This window comes from Stappia sp. 28M-7 (genome assembly GCF_014252955.1).
Taxonomy (GTDB): domain Bacteria; phylum Pseudomonadota; class Alphaproteobacteria; order Rhizobiales; family Stappiaceae; genus Stappia.
Genome location: NZ_JACMIA010000001.1, coordinates 3,674,513 through 3,692,523 on the forward strand (window position 1 = coordinate 3,674,513; position 18,011 = coordinate 3,692,523).

The following is an 18,011-nucleotide window of genomic DNA, read 5'->3' on the forward strand; positions in this document are numbered from 1 at the left end:
CCGAGCAGTCTCAGGCCCGGCCGAGCACCGCCGAAACCAGCGCCGCCCGGTCCAGCGAGAAGCCGCTGTCGATCCAGCGGCTCTCGGCCAGCCGCAATCCCTCGCCGACCTTCGGCCCCGGTGCGACGCCGGCCTTCGTCAGGTCGCCGCCCGAGACCGGCAGCCTTGGAACATCGAGTGCCGTCACCGCCTCCAGCAGCGCGCGCAGGGCCATATCCTCCGCGGCCAGTCCCGCCTCGGCAGCGGCCAGCAGCACACCGTCGCAGGCTGCCTCGCGGCCATGGCGATAGAGCAGCTCCAGCGCGGAAAGGCGCACCGCCTCGGGCTCCGCAGACCCGAGCTTTCCTCGCGCCATGTCGGCCGCAAGACGAGCCGCCTTCATCCGCCGCCGCTCGGCATTGGAGAGCCGCAGCCGGTCGGCCAGCGCGTCCAGCTCCGCCTCGCCCCCCTCGCTGAGGGCGGCGAGCGCCAGCGCCGGCTCGCGCGTGTTCACGCCAAGACCATCGAGTGCCCGCAAGCCCCTGAACGGGGCGAGCCCACCATGCGGCACCATCACCAGCGGCATGATGCCGGCGTCCGCCATCGCCTCCAGCGTCGCGACCGCGCAGCGCGCGCCGACCAGCTTGCGCATTTCCATGCCGATGCGCTCAGCCGAAAGGCCGGACAGCCCGTCCTTCAGCCTGGCACAGGCGGCCAGTCCCTCGGCATCGGGGGTGCCTTCGCCGTATTGGGCATGAAAGCGGAAGAAGCGCAGGATGCGCAGGTAGTCCTCGCCGATGCGCCGGTCCGCCTCGCCGATGAACCGCACCCGCCGCGCCGCAAGGTCGGGCAACCCGCCGACCGGATCGAACAGGACACCGTCGCGTGCGGCATAGAGCGCATTCATGGTGAAGTCGCGCCGCTCGGCATCGTGCTGCCAGTTGCGGCCGAAGCGCACGGTGGCGTGACGTCCATGCGTCTCCACGTCCTCGCGCAAGGTGGTGACCTCGAACGGGCGCCCGCCGCTGACCACCGTTACGGTGCCATGGTCGACGCCGGTCGGCACCGCCTTCAGCCCCGCCGCCTCGACCCGCCGGATGACGGTGGTAGGCTCGGCCGTGGTGGCGATGTCGATATCGCTGACGGGAACGCCGAGCAGCGTGTTGCGCACCGCTCCGCCGACCACCCGTGCCGCATCGCCCTCCTGCTCGAGCGCGTCAAACACGGCCTGCAGGTCGGGCGCGCCCAGCCAGTCGGCCTTGATCGAATCGTTCATGCCGCCTCCCAGCAACTGCTGCCGGCTATTCGTAGCGGCCGGGGATGAACTGGCCGTCGCGCATTTCCGCCGGCCGATAGCTCATCCCCTCCGGCAGGCCGCCATGCATCGTCAACATCACCAGGCCGCCGATGACCAGCAGGCCGCCGGCAATCACCAGCCACAGCATCGGCCCATCGCGCCAGTTCTCGGAGGTCTGGGCCTTCTTGTTGAGGAACAGCCAGATCGCGAAACCGATGAAGGGCAGCGAAAACAGCAGGAGTTGAGTGAGAATGATACGCAGCATCAGCGGCACACCGTGTCATAGAGGAGACGGAGGATACCGGCGGTAACCCCCCAGATGTACCGTTCGCCATAGGGCATGGCATAGAAATAGCGGGGCTTTCCGGCAAAGATCCGGGACTGCCGGAGGTGGTTGACGTCGTTCATCAGGAAGCGCAGCGGAACCTCGAAGACCTCCGCCACCTCGTCCGGATTGGCGGAGATTGACGCTTTCGGCGACACCAGGCCCAGCACCGGCGCGACCCGGTAGCCCGAGCCGGTCAGATAGGTCGGCAGCACGCCGATCGGCTGCACGGCCCGCGGCGCAAGGCCGATTTCCTCGTTCGCCTCGCGCAGGGCCGCATCGATGGGCCCGTTGTCCTCCGGGTCGATCTTGCCGCCGGGCAGCGAGATCTGCCCCGCATGGCTGGTCAGGTGATCGGTGCGCTGGGTGAGAATGATGGAGGCCCCGGCCGGCCGGTCGACCACCGGGATCAGCACCGCGGCATCGCGCGGCGGGCGCTTGGCGAAGGCGAACGGCCCCATGTCCGGATTGAGGATGTGGTCGCCCACCTCGTCCATCGCGGCAAGCGCAAGACGCAGCCGCGCCTGCTCGGCAAAGGCTTGGGCACTGTCCAGCACGGCGGCCATCTCCGGCGCCATGCTCGATGACAGGTCCGCCACTGCCCGCTCCTTGCGTTCCCGCTCGATATCCAGGCTCACCCTGCCCCGCCCGTTTCCATATTCGCCTCGCCGGCCGCAACCGCCGGAAAGAAGACGCCGCCGCTCCACACGCCGAGCATGGCGCGTCCATCGACGTTGTGTTCCTCGAAGAGTTCGGCCAGCTCATAAAGGAGCGGCCGCGCCAGCAGCGCATCCAGCCCCCCACGCACCCTGATATAGGGTTTCAGGCCGTCGGTACCAACTTCCCGTTCGAAACGAAGGGGATGGTCGGCATCCGCCTTCACCACATCGCCGACATTGGTGCGCAGGGTCAACAGCCGGTCGCGCCCCTCGCCTTGCGCATGCATCTCCACCGCGATGAAGGGCGCATCCTCGACCGTGATGCCCACCCGCTCGACCGGCGTCACCAGATAATGCCGCCCGTCCTCGTCGCGCCGCAGTACGGAGGCGAACAGCCGCACTAGGGCCTCGCGCCCGATGGGCGAGCCCATGTAGTACCAGCGGCCGTCGCTTGCGATCCGCATGTCGATGTCGCCGCAGAAGGGAGGATTCCAGTGTTCGACCGGCGGCGTGCCTCGCGTTTTGCCGGCGCGGGCGACGAGATCGGCCAGTCCGGCGGGCATCGTGCTCGTGTCCTCCGCCTGCCTTCGCGTCATCCCTGTTACATCTCCCATTGTCGCCGCCATCATTTGGCCCATACCCTATCATGACATGGGTTACCATTGCCGCATGGCTGGGTGAGTCCCGGACCGTTTCCCGCCGCAAGACTGCAACGGGGAGACGGCGGATGGCAACCGCGGGCCGGCCCCGGCGGAACGAGCGATGTCGCAGCTGCCGCGTGATCAGGAGGTATGAATCGACCATGAGCGCCGTCACTTCACCGGAAGTTGATCACGAGCAGGTCGCCCGCGATGCGGAGGCTGCGATGGAAAAGATCACCGCCGCCCGCACCGAGATCGCCCGCATCATCTTCGGCCAGGAAAGCGTCGTCGAGCGCGCGCTGGTGACCTTGCTGGCCGGCGGTCACGGCTTGCTGGTCGGCGTGCCCGGCCTTGCCAAGACCAAGCTGGTGGAAACGCTCGGCACCGTCCTCGGGCTCGATGCCCGGCGCATCCAGTTCACGCCGGACCTGATGCCCTCCGACATTCTCGGCGCCGAGGTGATGGACCAGGGCCGCGACGGCAGCCGCGCCTTCCGCTTCATCAAGGGGCCGATCTTCTCGCAGGTCCTGATGGCCGACGAGATCAACCGCGCCAGCCCGCGCACCCAGTCGGCCCTGCTGCAGGCGATGCAGGAATATCATGTCACCGTCGCCGGCCAGAGCTACGACCTGCCGCGCCCCTTCCATGTGCTGGCGACCCAGAACCCGCTGGAGCAGGAAGGCACCTACCCCCTGCCCGAGGCGCAGCTCGACCGCTTCCTGATGCAGATCGACGTGCACTATCCCGACCGCGAGGCGGAACGGCGCATCCTCATGGAGACGACCGGCGCGCAGGACGCGAAGGCGACAGCCGTCATGTCGGCGGAGGATCTCGTCACCTGCCAGCAGCTCGTGCGCCGCATGCCGGTCGGCGAGAGCGTCGTCGAGGCGATCCTCGAGCTTGTCCGCTCCGCCCGTCCCGGCGAGAGCGACGACGAGATCACCAGCCAGATCGCCTGGGGTCCGGGGCCGCGCGCCAGCCAGGCACTGATGCTCACCGTGCGCGCCCGCGCCCTGGTCGACGGGCGCCTCGCTCCTTCCGTCGATGACGTGCTGGCGCTGGCCGAGCCGGTCCTGCAGCACCGCATGGCGCTGACCTTCGGCGCGCGTGCCGACGGGCAGACGATCCGCGGGCTGATCGGCCGCATCAAGAGCCGGATCGGATAACGGCTCATGAGCGGCCTTGGGCGCTTCTCGCTCTCCTCGCCAGGCTCCGCGGCGCAGGACGATCATCAGGGAGCCGCCTGGCCGCAGGTCGTGGCCGGCGCGCGCTCGCTCGCCGAGGCCCTGCCCGATCTGCTGGTCGAAGCCCGCCAGGTGGCCATGACGATCAATGCCGGCTGGCACGGCCGCCGCCGCTCCGGCACCGGCGAGAATTTCTGGCAGTTCCGTCCCTTCATCGCCGGCGAGCCGGTGCGCCGCATCGACTGGCGCCGCTCCGCACGCGACGATCATCTTTATGTCCGCGAGCGCGAATGGGAGGCCGCCCACACCGTCTGGCTCTGGGCGGATCTCTCGCCCTCCATGGGCTTTCGCTCGCATCTGTCGCAGGTCCTGAAGCGCGACCGCGCCCTCGTGCTGCTGCTGGCGCTTGCCGACCTTCTCGCCGATACCGGAGAGCGCATCGGCCTGCCTGGTCTGCGCCGCCCCGCCGCCGACCGTCACGCGGCCGAGCGTATCGCCGATTCCCTCGGGCATCTCGCCGACCCGGTCAGCCTGCCGCCGACGGAGGACATCCGCCGCTTTTCGGAAGTGGTGCTGATCGGAGACCTGCTCGATCCGGTCGAGGAGACGCTGACCTGGATGCGCAAGGTCGCCGCCACCGGTGCCCGCGCCCATGTGGTCATGGTCCTCGATCCGATCGAAGAGACCTTCCCCTTCACCGGCCGCACCGAGTTCCGCGATCCCGAAACCGGCTTCAAGCTGACCAGCGGCAAGGCCGAGCAGTGGCGGCGCGCCTATCGCGACCGGCTGGAGGCGCATCGGCAGGCGCTGTCGGATGCCGCACGCCGCGCCGGCTGGACCTTCGTCGTCCACCACACCGACCGCCCGGCATCCGAGCCGATGCTGCTGCTGCACAGCCGCCTCAGCGGCATTCCGATCCACGGACCGGGAGGCGCCGGCCGATGAGCTCCTTCCTGCCCCTCGGCTTCACCGCCCCGCTCGTGCTCGCCGCCCTGCTGCTGCTTCCGGTGATCTGGTGGCTGCTGCGGCTGATCCCGCCGAGCCCGCGCCGCGTCTCCTTTCCGCCCGCACGCCTCCTCGCCGATATCGACAAGCGCGAGGAGACGCCGGACAACAGCCCCTGGTGGCTGACCCTTTTGCGCCTGCTGCTCGCCGCCGCGATCATTCTTGCCCTTGCCGGGCCGATCTGGCGCCCGCTTGCCGATGCACCCTCCGGCTCCGGTCCCCTGTGGATCGTCCTCGACAACGGCTGGGCCTCCTCCTCGGGCTGGGAAACCCGCCGCCGCACGGCAGAACGGCTTGTCGAGACCGCCGCCGACACCGGCCGCCCGGTCCTGCTCGCCGCAACCGCGGAAGGGGCCGACCAGCCCCTCGTGCCTCAGAACGCCCGCGTCGCGCTGGAGCGGCTGCGCGTGCTCGAGCCGCGCTCCTGGCCGGCCAACCGGGGCGAGCTGACCATCGGCCTGCGCAAGGCCGCGCAGGAAACCCGTCCCGGTTCCATCGTCTGGCTGGCCGAGGACGCGGCGAATGCCGGCACCGCGCGCTTCGTCGCGGATCTCGGCGCCCTTGCCGGCGAGAACGAGCTCACCGTCATGACCGGTCTCGGCCGGCCCACCGTGCTGGCCGATGCCCGCAACGACATCGAGGCGCTGACCGTCTCCGTGCGCGCGGACGCCCCGTCCTCCACGCCGCGCACCATCCGCGCGCTCGACATGCGCGGCCTCACCCTGGGCGAGACGGATGCCTCCTTCGACGAGGACGGCGTGACCGGATCGGCCCGGTTCGACTTCCCCGTCGAGCTGCGCAACGACGTCGCCCGGCTGGAGCTGGTCGGCGAGGACAGCGCCGCCGGCGTGCAGTTGCTCGACGACCGCTGGCAGCGCCGCACCGTCGGCATCGTCTCCGGCGCCTCCGCCGATCAGGCACAGCCGCTGCTGTCGCCGCTTTATTATCTGGAGCGTGCGCTCTCGCCCTTTGCCGAGTTGCGCCGCCCGCGCGAGGAGAACCTCGCCGAAGCCCTGCCGGACCTGATCGAGCAGGGCGTCTCCGTCATCGTGCTGGCCGATGTCGGCCGCCTGCCGGAAGGCGCGCTGGAGGCGGTCGCGGCCTGGGTCGAGCAAGGCGGGGTACTGGTCCGCTTCGCCGGCCCGCGCATGGCCGGCGGCACCGACGATCTGGTGCCCTCGCCCCTTCGCGCCGGCGACCGGACGCTGGGCGGCAGCCTGTCCTGGGAACAGCCTCAACCGCTGGCAAGCTTTTCGGACACCTCGCCCTTCGCCCGCCTTGCCGTTCCGGCCGACGTGACGGTCAACCGGCAGGTGCTGGCCGAGCCCGGCCCCGATCTTGCCGACCGCACCTGGGCCTCGCTGGCCGACGGCACGCCGCTCGTCACCGCGTCGGCGCGCGGACGCGGCACGCTGGTCCTCTTCCATGTCACCGCCGACACCGGCTGGTCGAACCTGCCGATCTCCGGCACCTTCGTCTCCATGCTGCGGCGGATCGTGGCGCTTTCCTCGGCCTCCGGCGCAAGGGGCGATGGCAACGGCACCGCCGCCGCCTCCGGCACCGTGCAGGAGCCGGCAGAGGTCCTTCTGCCGCCCGTGCGCGTGCTCGACGGGCGCGGCCGTCTGGGCCCGCCGCCGGCCTCCGCCCTGCCCGTCTCCGCCCGCCAGGGTGAGGTCGAGGCCAGCCGCCGTCATCCTCCCGGCCTTTACGGCAGCGACGATGCATTCCGCGCGATCAACCTCTTCACCTCCCTCGATCAGGTCATGCCGCTCGACCTCGCCCCGATCGAGGGCGCCGCGACGGTCGCGCGCTATCCCACGACGGAGGCAACGGACCTGCGCCCGCTGCTCTTCATCGCCGCGCTGCTTCTGCTCTTCGCCGACGCAATCGCGATGATGTGGCTACGCGGCGATGCGCAGGGGCTGCGCAGCCGCCTGTCCCGCGGCGCGGCCGTGCTGCTTCTCGCCGGCATTGCCGCAGCGCTCGTCCAGCCGCAGACGGCAAGGGCGCAGGACACGTCCGACGATCTGGCAGCGCTGGAGGCGACGCTCGACACCCGCCTTGCCTATGTGCTCACCGGCCAGCCGGACCGCGACGCCACCAGTCGCCAGGGCCTGCTCGGCCTCACCCGCTACATCTCCACCCGCACGGCGCTGGAGCCCGAGGCGCCCGTCGGCGTGGACATTGCAACCGACGAGCTCGCCTTCTACCCCGTGCTTTACTGGCCGATCTCCGAGACGACGCCGGTACCCTCGCCCGAGGCGCTGGCACGCATCGACACCTATATGCGCAACGGCGGCACCATCCTGTTCGACACCGCCGACCAGCTTTCGGCCGGGATTTCCGGTTTCGGAACCTCGCCGTCGGTGCTGCGCCTGCGCCAGGTGCTCGACGGGCTCGACATTCCCCCGCTGGAACCGGTGCCCGCCGACCACGTCCTGACCAAGGCCTTCTATCTGCTCGAGAGTTTCCCCGGCCGCTATGCCGACGGGCCGCTCTGGGTCGAGGCGACGGAAACCCAGACCGCCGGTGACCGCCCGGTGCGCGCCGGCGACGGCGTCTCCCCGCTCCTGATCACCGGCAACGACTTCGCCGCCGCCTGGGCCGTGGACGAGGCCGGCAACCCGCTGTTCCCGACCATTCCCAACGATGCCATGCAGCGCGAATACGCCTACCGCTCCGGCGTCAACATCGTCATGTACGCCCTGACCGGCAACTACAAGGCCGACCAGGTGCATGTTCCGGCATTGCTGGAACGGCTCGGCCAATAGGAGCGATCCATTGATCTGGTCCCTCTCCTTTGCCCCTCTCGTGCCGCTCTGGGCGCTCATTGCCGCCGCTGTGGCGGCCTTGCTGCTCGTCGTCGGCGCGCTGGTGCTGCGCCTGCCGGCCTGGCCGTTGCGGGCGCTTGCCATGGCCCTGCTGCTTCTCGCGTTGACCGGCCCGGCGCTCGAGCGCGAGGACCGCGAGCCGCTCTCCAGCGTCGTCTCCGTCATCGTCGACGAGAGCCAGAGCCAGCGCCTTGCCGACCGCACCAGCGCCGCCGCCGAGGCCCTGACCGCCCTGGAACAGCGCTTCGCCGGCCTGCCCGGCTATGAGGTCCGGGTGACGCGGGCCGGTCGCGGCGACGGCGCCACGGCCGATGGCACGGCCCTGTTCTCCGCACTCGCCGACAGCCTGTCCGACGTCCCGCCGGATCGCATCGGCGGCGCGGTGATGATCACCGACGGCCAGGTGCACGACATTCCCGCCCGCGCGGCGGACCTTGGCTTCAACGCGCCGCTGCACGCGCTGATCACCGGCCATGAGGACGAGATCGACCGCCGCCTTGCCATTGGCCGCGCCCCGAAATTCGCGCTCGTCGGCTCGCAGCAAGTCGTCACGCTGCAGCTGCAGGATCGCGGCATGACAGACTCCGGCGGCCGGGTGCCCATCGTGGTGCGGCGCGACGGCGAGGTCGTCTCCCAGCAGATGGCCCAGCCCGGCGCGAGCATCGACATTCCCGTCACCATCGCCCATGGCGGCAACAACATCTTCGAGTTCTCCGCCGAAGTGCTGGACGGCGAGCTCACCGACATCAACAACCGGGTCGTCGTCACCATCGAGGGCATCCGCGAGAACCTGCGCGTCCTGCTGGTCTCCGGCAGCCCGCATGCGGGCGAGCGTACCTGGCGCAACCTTCTGAAGTCCGACGCCTCCGTCGACCTCGTCCACTTCACAATCCTGCGCCCGCCCGACAAGCAGGACGGCACGCCGATCAACCAGCTCTCTCTGATTGCCTTCCCCACGCGCGAGCTGTTCTCGGTGAAGATCGACGAGTTCGACCTGATCATCTTCGACCGCTACGAGCGGCGCGGCGTGCTGCCCCTGCTCTATTTCGACAACATCGCCCGCTATGTGCGCGAGGGCGGCGCCGTGCTCGTCGCCGGCGGCCCCGACTACGCGGAAGGCGGCAGCATCTACCGCACGCCGCTCTCGCCGGTCCTGCCGGCAGAGCCCAGCGGCATGATCTACGAGGAGCCGTTCCGCGCCGGCATTTCCGAGGTCGGCAACCGCCACCCGGTGACGCGCGCCCTGCCCGGCTCCACGTCGGAGCCGCCGGCCTGGAGCCGCTGGTTCCGCCTGGTCGATGCCACCATCCGCAACGGCGAGACGCTGATGACCGGCGCCGAGGACAAGCCGCTGCTCGTGCTCAGCCGCGAGGGCGAAGGCCGCGTCGCGGTGCTCCTGTCGGATCATGTCTGGCTGTGGGCGCGCGGCTACGAGGGCGGCGGCCCGCATGTCGCGCTGCTGCGCCGCCTCGCCCACTGGCTGATGAAGGAACCGGATCTGGAGGAAGAGGCCCTGCGCCTCACCTCGCGCGGACCAGAGGTCGTCGCCGAGCGCCAGACCATCGGCGAGGCCGTCGGCGACATGACGCTGACCCTGCCGGGCGGCGAGACGCGCAACCTCACCCCGACCGAGGTGTCGCCCGGCCTGTGGCGCGCCACCGCCCCGGCCCCCGATCTCGGCCTTTATTCCGTCGACGACGGCACCCGCAAGGCGCTGGTCCATGTCGGCCCGCCAAACCCGCGCGAATTCACCGACGTGCTGTCGACGGTGGAGACGCTTGCCCCTGTCGCCGGCGAAACCGGCGGCAGCGTCCGCCGCCTCGCGGGATCGGACGACCGGATCGTCGTGCCCCGGGTGGTGCCGATGCGCCGCGCGACCAGCTTTGCCGGCGACGGCTGGATCGGCTTCCGCACCACGGAAGCCAGCATCCTGCGCGGCATCGACCGCTATCCCCTGTTCCAGGGCCTGCTCGGCCTCGCCCTGCTGCTCGGCGGCGTGTCGTTCTTGTGGTATCGCGAAGGGCGCTAGGCCGCGCTCCCTCGCAGGCCGCGCTCCCTCGCAGGGCCTGCGGTATCGCGGGATGGGGGCGCCAGGTCGCGCTATCGGGCGTGAAGGCGTATCAGGCCGCGACCGCGTCGCGGCCGCCGCGCACCTTGCCATGCGGCATCTCGCTGCCCGGCACCAGATTGGCGACCAGCAGCCGCGCCGGATCGACCGGCCCCGGCAGGGTGATCCGCCCCATCGGCACCGGCGCGAAGCCGAGCGGCCCGTAATAGGGCGCATCGCCGACCAGAAGCACGCTCTTTTCGCCAAGGGCCTGCGCCGTCTTCAGCGCCTGGTTGACCAGCAGCCGGCCCAGTCCCCGGTTCTTGAAGGCCGGCGCCACCGCCAGCGGGCCAAGCAGCTGCGAGGGTGCATCGCCGATGGTGATCGGCGTCAGCCACACTGAACCGGCGAACACGTCGCCGCTCATACCCACGAAGCTCAGCCGACGGTCGTGCTCGATCCCCTCGCGCAGACGGAAGGCCGTCTTGGCGAAGCGGCCCGGGCCGAAGGCTTCGGCCTGCAGGTCGAGAATGGCGGGAAGGTCGGAAGGCAGTTCGTTCCGGATAAGCCAGGACAGTGCGAGCATGGGTCGGATCTCGGTGATCGGTACGGTCAGGCGGAAACTTGTGCCCTCGATCCGCTCCGCCGGTTCATCCCCAACGCTCTAGACGGATCTCAAGGCACACGTGTGACGACGCGCGAGGGCTGGCCTCGTCGCAAGTCTCGTCGTCGCTGCCGTTCGATCCTGTTCATCGCGTCCTGCTCTCGCGGCATGCCCTTCGGCATCCGCAGCAACCGGTTTCGGCCCGACCCGCATCCCGTGACTGGAATGTGTATCATGACCGGATGGGGTCGGTATCATGCAATGCCCGGACCGTAAAGCGCTTTTACGGCCCGAACAATCGTTCACTCTCCGTGAATGGTCCATTCGCGCGGTTGAAGGCGCGCGCCGTGGCCCCATCTCCTATCGTGAACGAACAACGACACGGAAAAAAGGGACGCGCGACATGGGCATGCTGGTGGACGGAGTGTGGAAGGACGTCTGGTACGATACCAGCTCGACCGGCGGACGGTTCGAGCGAAAGGAATCCTCCTTCCGCAGCTGGGTCACCCGCGACGGCGCGCCCGGACCCAGCGGCGACGGCGGTTTTGCCGCCGAAAGCGGCCGCTATCACCTGATCGTCTCGTTCGCCTGTCCCTGGGCGCACCGCACGCTGATCTTCCGCAAGCTCAAGGGCCTGGAGGACAAGATCTCGCTTTCCGCGGTCCAGCCCCTGATGCTGGAGAACGGCTGGACCTTCGCGGAAGCGGAACCCGAGACCCGCGCCGAGGCCGCCTGGCAGGTCTATGTGAAGGCCAACCCCGACTATACCGGCCGCGCCACCGTGCCGATCCTCTGGGACCGCAAGACACAGACCATCGTCTCGAACGAATCGGCGGAGATCATCCGCATGTTCAACTCCGCTTTCGACGACCTGCCCGGCGTCGACAGCGGCCTGGACTTCTTCCCTGAAGGCCTGCGGTCCGAGATCGAGGAGGTCAACGCCCGCGTCTATGACGAAGTCAACAACGGCGTCTACAAGGCCGGCTTCGCCACCACGCAGGATGCCTACGAGGAGGCGGTGACGACCCTGTTCACCGCGCTCGACTGGCTGGAGGACCGCCTGTCGCGCCAGCGCTATCTCGTCGGCGGCCAGCTGACGGAGGCCGACTGGCGGCTGTTCACCACGTTGCTGCGCTTCGATCCGGTCTATGTCGGCCACTTCAAGTGCAACATCCGCCGCATTGCCGACTATCCGGCGCTGTCCGGCTACCTGCGCGAGCTCTACCAGCACCCGGGCGTCGCCGACACGTGCGACTTCGCCACCATCAAGAAGCACTATTACGGCTCGCACGGCACCATCAACCCGACCGGCATCGTGCCGCTCGGCCCGGTGCTCGATCTCGACCGCCCGCATGGCCGCGACGCCCTGCCGAAGGGCTGACTTCCTACCAACAGGGCGACGGCGGGCTTTCTCCGGAAAGCTCCGCAATGCGCCTCAGTGTCGCCGGGCTGGTGTCCGGCGGCAGCGCACCCGGCGCGAAGAACCCGGCCTCGCGGATCTCCCGATTGGGCGCCAGCGCGCCGTCGGGCACCTCCGCCACCGCCACCCGGTAGAGCGCGACATGGTCGCGGATATGGTTGCGCCGGTTGTGGTAGACGGCGAACAGCACCGGCTCGCCGCCGATCACGCCGGTCTCCTCGTGCAGCTCGCGCAGCGCGGCCTCCGCCAGCGTCTCGCCCGCATCCACCGCCCCGCCCGGCATGTACCAGCCGGCCAGATAGGTGTGGCGCACCAGCAGCAGCCGCCCCTCCCCGTCCGTTGCCGCAACGCGCACACCGAGCGTCATCGCCCGCTGATAGCGCGTGAGCGAGAGCGCCAGCCGTCTCAGCGCCTTCATGCCCGGCAGGCTTCGCCTCATGCCTCGCTGTCCCTTTCCATGGCTCCCCGCCTCCCATCCGGCGGGCAGAACCGCAAGGTTTGCTTAACCCACCATGCGCGCCCTGCATGGGAGCACTGCCCGAATCGCGCTTGTTCCAGCGCCCGATTCCGCCAATTGTGCCATCGCAGCCGAAGGAGCGGCACCCGGACGAGAGCCCGATGATACGGGCGCCGGGACGAAGCCCGTCTCCAAGCTGCGTTCTCGAAGGAGAGACCCATGTTGTCGGCCCTGTTCCCGGCCTTCGCCCGTCGCCGCTATGTGTGGCGCCCGGCGGTCGACCTGACCAACCCGCGCATCGCCGCGGTGCTGACCACGTTCAGCAGCAACTGACAGGACGCCCGGCAAGGCGCGCATCGCGCCGCCGCCGAGCCTTTGTGAGCACCGTCCGCATGGGACGGATGGAAGCGCCCGGACCCTCCGCGGCGCTTTTTGCTTGACCGCTCCCCCTCCTGTTCCTGATGTGGGCACATGTTTCGCCTCGCCCATCTTTCGGATCCGCATCTGGGGCCCATGCCCGATGCCAGCTTCCGCGATCTCGTCTCCAAGCGGGTCATCGGCTACGTCAACTGGCACCGCTCGCGCGCCCGCTCGATGACCGCCAGCTGGCTGGACCTGTTGCTCGACGACCTCAAAGCCCAGTCACCGGACCACGTCACGGTCACCGGCGATCTGGTCAACATCGCCCTCGACATGGAGATTTCGGCCGCCCGCCACTGGCTGGACGATCTCGGCCGCCCCGACGATCTCACGGTCGTGCCCGGCAATCACGATGCCTATGTGCCCGGCGCCCTGCGCCGCGCGGTGCACGCGTGGGGGCCCTACATGACCGGCGACCTGCCGTTGCAGGAGGGCTTTCCCTTCATCCGCCGCCGCGGCGAGGTCGCCCTTGTCGGCGCCTCGAGTGCCAGGGCCAGCGGGCCGTGGTTCGCCACCGGCCGCCTCGGCAGCGGCCAGTCCCGGCGCCTGCGCGATCATCTCGGCCGCCTCGGCGAGGAAGGCGCGTTCCGCGTCCTGCTGATCCACCATCCCCCGCAAAGCGGCGCCACCTCGTGGAACAAGCGGCTGACGGATGCCTCGCGCGTGCGCGCCGCCGTCAAGCGCGCCGGCTGCGAGCTGGTGCTGCACGGCCATACGCATCTGGCGACCCGCACGCAGATCGAGGGGCCGAACGGCCCCGTGCCGGTGATCGGCGTGCCGTCCGCCTCCAACGGTCCGGGCCGCAAGCGCCCGGCCGCCCGCTACAATCTCTTCTCGATCTCCGGAGAGCCCGGCGCCTGGCAGTGCGAGATGGAGGAGCGCGGCATCCCCTCGACGGCCGGCCGCGACGGACCGGCCGGGGTCGAGTTCATCGCCCGGCACCAATTGAAAATACCCGGCTGACGCGGCTGCGTCCCGGGCACCGGCCGTGCGCCGGAGGCTGTCCGTTGGGAAAGCGTCAGTTCAGGGGATTGGCGAACCACGCATAGCCGACCAGCGCCGCGGCGCCGACCAGAATGCCGATGGCGAAGGCCGCGAACGGGCCCCACAGGCCGCGCACCGTCGGAACGGTGCCTGCGGCCGGTGCCGCCGGCTGCGGCTGCACGGCGGCCTCGGGCTGCGTCGTGCGCGGCGGTTCCTTCAGCCGCTTGTTCAGCCAGTCGCCCTCGACCGCGCGCTCGCGCTCCAGCACCCGCTCGGCGATGTATTCGGTGATGCAGTCGGCCATGTCGTCGAGCTCGGGCGTCTCGAGGATGACCGTGCGGCCGAGCCTGGTGTCCTTGACGAAGCGATAGGTGCGCTTGTCGCGGCCCATCGCCACGTGGCTGGTGATGTCGATCCACAGCCGCGGCAGGTTGCCCGGCACAATCTGGAAGGAGAACTGGTCGTCGTCCTCCGGTACTTCCTTGAAGACGTCCTGCAGCTCCTCGGCGAGGAGTTCCAGACGGGCCCGCTCCGATTCCTGCAACTCCACCACCACATCGGTGCGCTCGACCTCGGCGAACTTGACCTTCCGGATTGCCTCCCGAAGGCTGCGCACCTTGGCGTGCGGCACTACATTGTCACGCGGTCTGGTCATACATCGTTCCGATTCGAGTCAGGTAAACGAACCCTTAATAAAATTTGTACCATAGACTCGCATTAACCGCAGCATCGCCAGCTGCTCAACACGATTCGTCCACGGACAAACAAGTAGACATGGTTAACGGGGATTAAGACTTCTCCATGGCAACAAGCAGTATAGACCGCGTCCGCCAGGCCGCCGCGGAGGCCGGCCTCACCATCGAGATCCGCGAGATGCCGTCCTCCACGCGCACGGCGGAAGATGCGGCCAATGCCTGCGGCTGCTCCGTCTCCGAAATCTGCAAGTCCCTCGTCTTCCTCGGCAAGTCCAGCGGCGAGATCGTCCTGCTGCTGGTCAGCGGCTCGAACCGTGTCGATGAAGCCGCCGTCGCCCAGCGCATCGGCGAGGAGCTCGGACGGGCCGACGGCCGCACCGTGCGCGAGCGCACCGGCTTTGCCATTGGCGGCGTAGCTCCCCTCGGGCACCTCGCGCCGGTCAAGGTCTATCTCGACGAGGACCTTACCCGATTCGAAGGGATCTGGGCGGCCGCAGGCGCCCCCAATGCGGTGTTTGCCACAACTGCGAGCGATCTTCTGAAAGCGACGGGCGCCACCGTCATCCGCATGACGCCCTGACCGGGGCATCGCCCCGCCTCGCTTGCCGCCTCGCTCGCCCCCTCACTCGCCTTCAATCACCGGAACATGGCCTGCCGCCTCGCGCGGCAGCACGCCGGCAAGGCGCGGATCGTCGGCGATCTCGATGGCCCGCTTGTAGGGCGTGAAGCCGCTCGCCCGGTAGAAACCCAGCGCCTGCGGGCTGTCGGCGGTGCAGGTATGCACGAACAGCCGCCGCGTCTGCGGCCGCGACCAGACCCGCGACAGCGCCTCGTTCATCAGCCAGCGTCCCGCGCCGTTGCCGATTTCCTCCGCCACCAGACCGAAATAGGCGAGCTCCACATTGGCGGGATCGCCGAAGTCCAGTTCCAGCAGGCCGACCGGCTCGCCGCCCCGGCCCTTACGGCAGAAATAGACCTCGTGCCCGGGCCGCGTCAGGTCGGCGACGAGATCCGCATCGCTCCCCGTAAGCCGCCCAAACCACAGCCACTCGTCGCCGATCCGGCGGAACAGGGCGCGATATTCGGTCGGGTCCGGATGCTCGATCCGCTCCAGCGACAGATCCGGCCGCTCGGCCCGGCGCGGCAGCGGACGGGCGTGCATCTCCAGATAGGTGACGATGGTCGCGACCTTGCCGGCCGGCAGGTCGGTATAGCCCGACAGGTCAACGGTGATCGACGACGTCATTCTCGCTCCTTACGCGCTGCGATGCGGCACGGCTTGAGGTAGTCCGTCCCGCCCCGGCGATCAAGCGCCCCGCGTTGGCGTGCGCACCGCCTTGCGCTAGGCTCCCTCGCGAAAGCGCCGCCCGCCAAAGGAGCCTCGATGAGACAGGTTACCCTCGCCGCCCTGCAGATGGCCTGCAGCCCCGACCGGCAGGACAATCTCGCCCGCATGGAGAGCCTGATCCGCAAGGCGGCGGCCGACGGCGCCCAGATCGTGCTGCCGCAGGAGCTGTTTGAGACCCCTTATTTCTGCCAGGACGAGGCGCCCGACCTGCTGCTGCACGCGGAACCCGCCGAGGGCCATCCCGCGATCACGCGCATGCAGGCGCTGGCCGCCGAGCTCGGCATCGTCATTCCGGTCAGCTTCTACGAGCTCGCCGGCCAGGCCCGCTTCAACTCCATCGCCATCGTCGATGCGGACGGCAGCACCCTCGGCATCTACCGCAAGAGCCACATCCCCCAGGGCTCCGGCTATCAGGAGAAGTATTACTTCTCTCCCGGCGACACCGGCTTTCGCGTCTGGTCCACCCGGTTCGGGCGCATCGGCGTCGGCATCTGCTGGGACCAGTGGTTTCCCGAGACCGCCCGCGCCATGGCGCTGATGGGTGCCGAAATGCTGTTCTTCCCCACCGCCATCGGCTCGGAGCTGCTGGACCCGCAGTGGGATTCCGCCGCCCACTGGCAGCGCGTCATGCAGGGCCATGCCGGCGCCAACCTGATGCCGCTGGTCGCCTCCAACCGCATCGGCACCGAGCCGGGCCGCAGCGGCACGCAGCTGACCTTCTACGGCTCCTCCTTCATTGCCGATGCCACCGGCGCCAAGGTCGCGGAGGCCGACCGCACCTCCGAGAGCATCCTGCTGCACACGTTCGATCTCGACGCGCTCGCCGCCTTGCGCGCCTCATGGGGCGTCTTCCGCGACCGGAGGCCGGAGCTTTACGGCCCGATCGCCAGCCTCGACGGCGCCACCCCCAAGGGCCCTCGCGCATGAGCGCGCCGCTCGCCTCGCTGCCCGCCGCCGACGGCTTCCGCATGCCCGGCGAGTTCGCGCCCCATTCCGGCTGCTGGATGGCCTGGCCGGAGCGGCCCGACAACTGGCGCGAGGGCGCCGGCCCCGCCCGCCGCGCCTTCGCGGCGATTGCCGCTGCGATCCACGCCAGCGATCCGGTCACCGTGACAGTCTCCTCGGCGCAAGGGCGCGAGAGTGCGCAGGCCCTGCTGCCCGCCGGCATCCGCATCCTCGACATTCCGTCAAACGATTGCTGGATGCGCGACATCGGGCCGACCTTCCTCACGAGTCCGGGCGGCAAGATCCGCGCCGTGGACTGGCGCTTCAACGCCTGGGGCGGCGACGTGAACGGCCTCTACTCCCCCTGGGACCTGGACGATGCCATGGCCGCGCGCGTCGCCGAGGTGGAAGGGGTCGAGCGCCACCGCGCGCCCTTCGTGCTGGAGGGCGGCGCCATCCATGTCGATGGCGAGGGCACGGTCTTCACCACCGCCGAATGCCTGCTGTCGGCGGGCCGCAATCCGCAGATGACCAGGGCCGAAATCGAACAGGGGCTGAAGGACTGGCTCGGCGCCACCACCGTTGTCTGGCTGCCGCGCGGCGTCCATCTCGACGAGACCGACGGCCATGTCGACAACCTGCTGCATGTCTGTGCGCCCGGTACCGTCGCCCTCACCTGGACGGACGACAAGGGCGACCCGCAATACGAACGCTCGGCTGAGGCGTTGGAGCATCTTTCCGCCTGCCGCGATGCACGCGGCCGCCCCTTGCGCATCGTGCGCCTGCCGATGCCCGGCCCGCTCCACATGAGCGCGCAGGAAGCGACCGGCATCGCCGCCGGCGACAACGGCATGGCCCGCAGTGCCGGCGAGCGGCTGGCCGGCAGCTACGCCAATTTCTACATCGCCAACACGCGCGTGGTGTTTCCCCTGCTCGACGAGCGGACCGACACGCAGGCCGCCGCCATTCTTGCGGAGCTGTTTCCAGGCCGCGAGATTGTCGGCGTGCCGGGGCGCGAGGTGCTGCTCGGTGGCGGCAACATCCACTGCATCACCCAGCAGGTCCCGGCCTGAGGGTCGGGCCGCGCTCCCCGGGGTCGCATTCCGCAACAAAGTGCCGATACGGCAGGTTTTTTGCTAAGACTTTGTTAACCGGATTGCGGCGAGACTG

Annotated in this window: 17 protein-coding genes; 9 read left to right on the forward strand and 8 right to left on the reverse strand. The window is 69.4% G+C overall.

Going from position 1 to position 18,011, the window contains the following annotated elements; translation table 11 throughout:
• Positions 1 to 10: 10 nt before the first annotated feature.
• From H7H34_RS16490 to H7H34_RS16505, 4 genes are read right to left on the reverse strand one after another with little or no spacing between them, the layout of a single operon-like run.
• Positions 11 to 1,255, reverse strand: coding sequence for a CCA tRNA nucleotidyltransferase (locus H7H34_RS16490; protein ID WP_371811410.1), 1,245 nt, complete (start codon positions 1,253 to 1,255; stop codon positions 11 to 13).
• Positions 1,256 to 1,280: 25 nt separating this feature from the next.
• Positions 1,281 to 1,541: a DUF6111 family protein gene (locus tag H7H34_RS16495; protein WP_185925820.1), complete on the reverse strand. Its 261-nt coding sequence runs from the start codon at positions 1,539 to 1,541 to the stop codon at positions 1,281 to 1,283.
• Positions 1,541 to 2,200, reverse strand: a complete 660-nt coding sequence (locus tag H7H34_RS16500) for a CoA pyrophosphatase (RefSeq protein WP_371811411.1) — start codon at positions 2,198 to 2,200, stop codon at positions 1,541 to 1,543. Before H7H34_RS16500 ends, H7H34_RS16495 begins: the two co-directional genes overlap by 1 nt.
• Before the next feature lie 35 nt (positions 2,201 to 2,235).
• Entirely contained in the window at positions 2,236 to 2,856 is a 621-nt protein-coding gene (locus H7H34_RS16505; RefSeq protein ID WP_371811412.1) for a DUF1285 domain-containing protein, read from the reverse strand.
• Positions 2,857 to 3,062: 206 nt separating this feature from the next.
• On the opposite strand from H7H34_RS16505, the gene H7H34_RS16510 reads away from it, so the two are divergent.
• Genes H7H34_RS16510 through H7H34_RS16525 form a run of 4 tightly spaced genes read left to right on the forward strand, consistent with a single transcriptional unit; the run spans position 3,063 to position 9,950 of the window.
• Positions 3,063 to 4,067 (forward strand): AAA family ATPase, encoded by a 1,005-nt coding sequence (locus tag H7H34_RS16510; protein ID WP_120266996.1) that lies wholly within the window; start codon positions 3,063 to 3,065, stop codon positions 4,065 to 4,067.
• Between the two features lie 6 nt (positions 4,068 to 4,073).
• Positions 4,074 to 5,030, forward strand: coding sequence for a DUF58 domain-containing protein (locus H7H34_RS16515; RefSeq protein WP_120266995.1), 957 nt, complete (start codon positions 4,074 to 4,076; stop codon positions 5,028 to 5,030).
• Positions 5,027 to 7,861, forward strand: coding sequence for a DUF4159 domain-containing protein (locus H7H34_RS16520; RefSeq protein WP_185925821.1), 2,835 nt, complete (start codon positions 5,027 to 5,029; stop codon positions 7,859 to 7,861). Before H7H34_RS16515 ends, H7H34_RS16520 begins: the two co-directional genes overlap by 4 nt.
• Positions 7,862 to 7,871: 10 nt before the next feature.
• The gene (locus H7H34_RS16525; protein WP_185925822.1) at positions 7,872 to 9,950 is read left to right on the forward strand and encodes a hypothetical protein; all 2,079 of its coding nucleotides are present in this window, start codon (positions 7,872 to 7,874) and stop codon (positions 9,948 to 9,950) included.
• A 91-nt stretch (positions 9,951 to 10,041) separates the two neighbouring features.
• Here the strand turns inward: H7H34_RS16525 and H7H34_RS16530 are convergent, their stop codons facing one another.
• Entirely contained in the window at positions 10,042 to 10,554 is a 513-nt protein-coding gene (locus H7H34_RS16530; protein WP_158193371.1) for a GNAT family N-acetyltransferase, read from the reverse strand.
• A gap of 421 nt (positions 10,555 to 10,975) precedes the next feature.
• Here H7H34_RS16530 and H7H34_RS16535 point away from each other — a divergent pair, with 421 nt between their 5' ends.
• The gene (locus H7H34_RS16535; protein ID WP_185925823.1) at positions 10,976 to 11,953 is read left to right on the forward strand and encodes a glutathione S-transferase family protein; all 978 of its coding nucleotides are present in this window, start codon (positions 10,976 to 10,978) and stop codon (positions 11,951 to 11,953) included.
• 4 nt (positions 11,954 to 11,957) lie between these two features.
• Here H7H34_RS16535 and H7H34_RS16540 read toward each other — a convergent pair whose 3' ends face one another.
• A complete protein-coding gene (locus H7H34_RS16540; protein WP_185925824.1) occupies positions 11,958 to 12,431 on the reverse strand; it encodes an NUDIX domain-containing protein in 474 nt (157 codons plus the stop codon).
• A 489-nt stretch (positions 12,432 to 12,920) separates the two neighbouring features.
• Here H7H34_RS16540 and H7H34_RS16545 point away from each other — a divergent pair, with 489 nt between their 5' ends.
• Positions 12,921 to 13,832, forward strand: coding sequence for a metallophosphoesterase family protein (locus H7H34_RS16545; RefSeq protein WP_185925825.1), 912 nt, complete (start codon positions 12,921 to 12,923; stop codon positions 13,830 to 13,832).
• Positions 13,833 to 13,887: 55 nt separating this feature from the next.
• Here the strand turns inward: H7H34_RS16545 and H7H34_RS16550 are convergent, their stop codons facing one another.
• Entirely contained in the window at positions 13,888 to 14,508 is a 621-nt protein-coding gene (locus H7H34_RS16550) for a hypothetical protein (protein ID WP_120266989.1), read from the reverse strand.
• Between the two features lie 146 nt (positions 14,509 to 14,654).
• On the opposite strand from H7H34_RS16550, the gene H7H34_RS16555 reads away from it, so the two are divergent.
• A complete protein-coding gene (locus tag H7H34_RS16555) occupies positions 14,655 to 15,128 on the forward strand; it encodes a YbaK/EbsC family protein (RefSeq protein ID WP_185925826.1) in 474 nt (157 codons plus the stop codon).
• A 42-nt stretch (positions 15,129 to 15,170) separates the two neighbouring features.
• Here H7H34_RS16555 and H7H34_RS16560 read toward each other — a convergent pair whose 3' ends face one another.
• Positions 15,171 to 15,794 (reverse strand): GNAT family N-acetyltransferase, encoded by a 624-nt coding sequence (locus tag H7H34_RS16560; RefSeq protein WP_185925827.1) that lies wholly within the window; start codon positions 15,792 to 15,794, stop codon positions 15,171 to 15,173.
• A gap of 138 nt (positions 15,795 to 15,932) precedes the next feature.
• Here H7H34_RS16560 and aguB point away from each other — a divergent pair, with 138 nt between their 5' ends.
• Both aguB and aguA read left to right on the forward strand, forming a co-directional pair.
• Positions 15,933 to 16,823 carry an N-carbamoylputrescine amidase gene (aguB, locus tag H7H34_RS16565; RefSeq protein ID WP_185925828.1) on the forward strand — a complete coding sequence of 297 codons (891 nt, stop codon included), beginning with the start codon at positions 15,933 to 15,935 and terminating at the stop codon, positions 16,821 to 16,823.
• The gene (gene aguA, locus H7H34_RS16570; protein ID WP_185925829.1) at positions 16,820 to 17,914 is read left to right on the forward strand and encodes an agmatine deiminase; all 1,095 of its coding nucleotides are present in this window, start codon (positions 16,820 to 16,822) and stop codon (positions 17,912 to 17,914) included. Before aguB ends, aguA begins: the two co-directional genes overlap by 4 nt.
• The last annotated feature ends 97 nt before the right edge of the window (positions 17,915 to 18,011 follow it).

Coding starts and splice junctions, on each gene's coding strand:
- H7H34_RS16540 (WP_185925824.1), bottom strand. CDS start 12,431: ATGAGGCGAAGCCTGCCGGGCATGAAGGCGCTGAGACGGCTGGCGCTC.
- H7H34_RS16550 (WP_120266989.1), bottom strand. CDS start 14,508: ATGACCAGACCGCGTGACAATGTAGTGCCGCACGCCAAGGTGCGCAGC.
- aguA (WP_185925829.1), top strand. CDS start 16,820: ATGAGCGCGCCGCTCGCCTCGCTGCCCGCCGCCGACGGCTTCCGCATG.
- H7H34_RS16545 (WP_185925825.1), top strand. CDS start 12,921: ATGTTTCGCCTCGCCCATCTTTCGGATCCGCATCTGGGGCCCATGCCC.
- H7H34_RS16555 (WP_185925826.1), top strand. CDS start 14,655: ATGGCAACAAGCAGTATAGACCGCGTCCGCCAGGCCGCCGCGGAGGCC.
- H7H34_RS16495 (WP_185925820.1), bottom strand. CDS start 1,541: ATGCTGCGTATCATTCTCACTCAACTCCTGCTGTTTTCGCTGCCCTTC.
- H7H34_RS16530 (WP_158193371.1), bottom strand. CDS start 10,554: ATGCTCGCACTGTCCTGGCTTATCCGGAACGAACTGCCTTCCGACCTT.
- H7H34_RS16505 (WP_371811412.1), bottom strand. CDS start 2,856: ATGACGCGAAGGCAGGCGGAGGACACGAGCACGATGCCCGCCGGACTG.
- H7H34_RS16520 (WP_185925821.1), top strand. CDS start 5,027: ATGAGCTCCTTCCTGCCCCTCGGCTTCACCGCCCCGCTCGTGCTCGCC.
- H7H34_RS16490 (WP_371811410.1), bottom strand. CDS start 1,255: ATGAACGATTCGATCAAGGCCGACTGGCTGGGCGCGCCCGACCTGCAG.
- H7H34_RS16515 (WP_120266995.1), top strand. CDS start 4,074: ATGAGCGGCCTTGGGCGCTTCTCGCTCTCCTCGCCAGGCTCCGCGGCG.
- H7H34_RS16535 (WP_185925823.1), top strand. CDS start 10,976: ATGGGCATGCTGGTGGACGGAGTGTGGAAGGACGTCTGGTACGATACC.
- H7H34_RS16560 (WP_185925827.1), bottom strand. CDS start 15,794: ATGACGTCGTCGATCACCGTTGACCTGTCGGGCTATACCGACCTGCCG.
- H7H34_RS16510 (WP_120266996.1), top strand. CDS start 3,063: ATGAGCGCCGTCACTTCACCGGAAGTTGATCACGAGCAGGTCGCCCGC.
- aguB (WP_185925828.1), top strand. CDS start 15,933: ATGAGACAGGTTACCCTCGCCGCCCTGCAGATGGCCTGCAGCCCCGAC.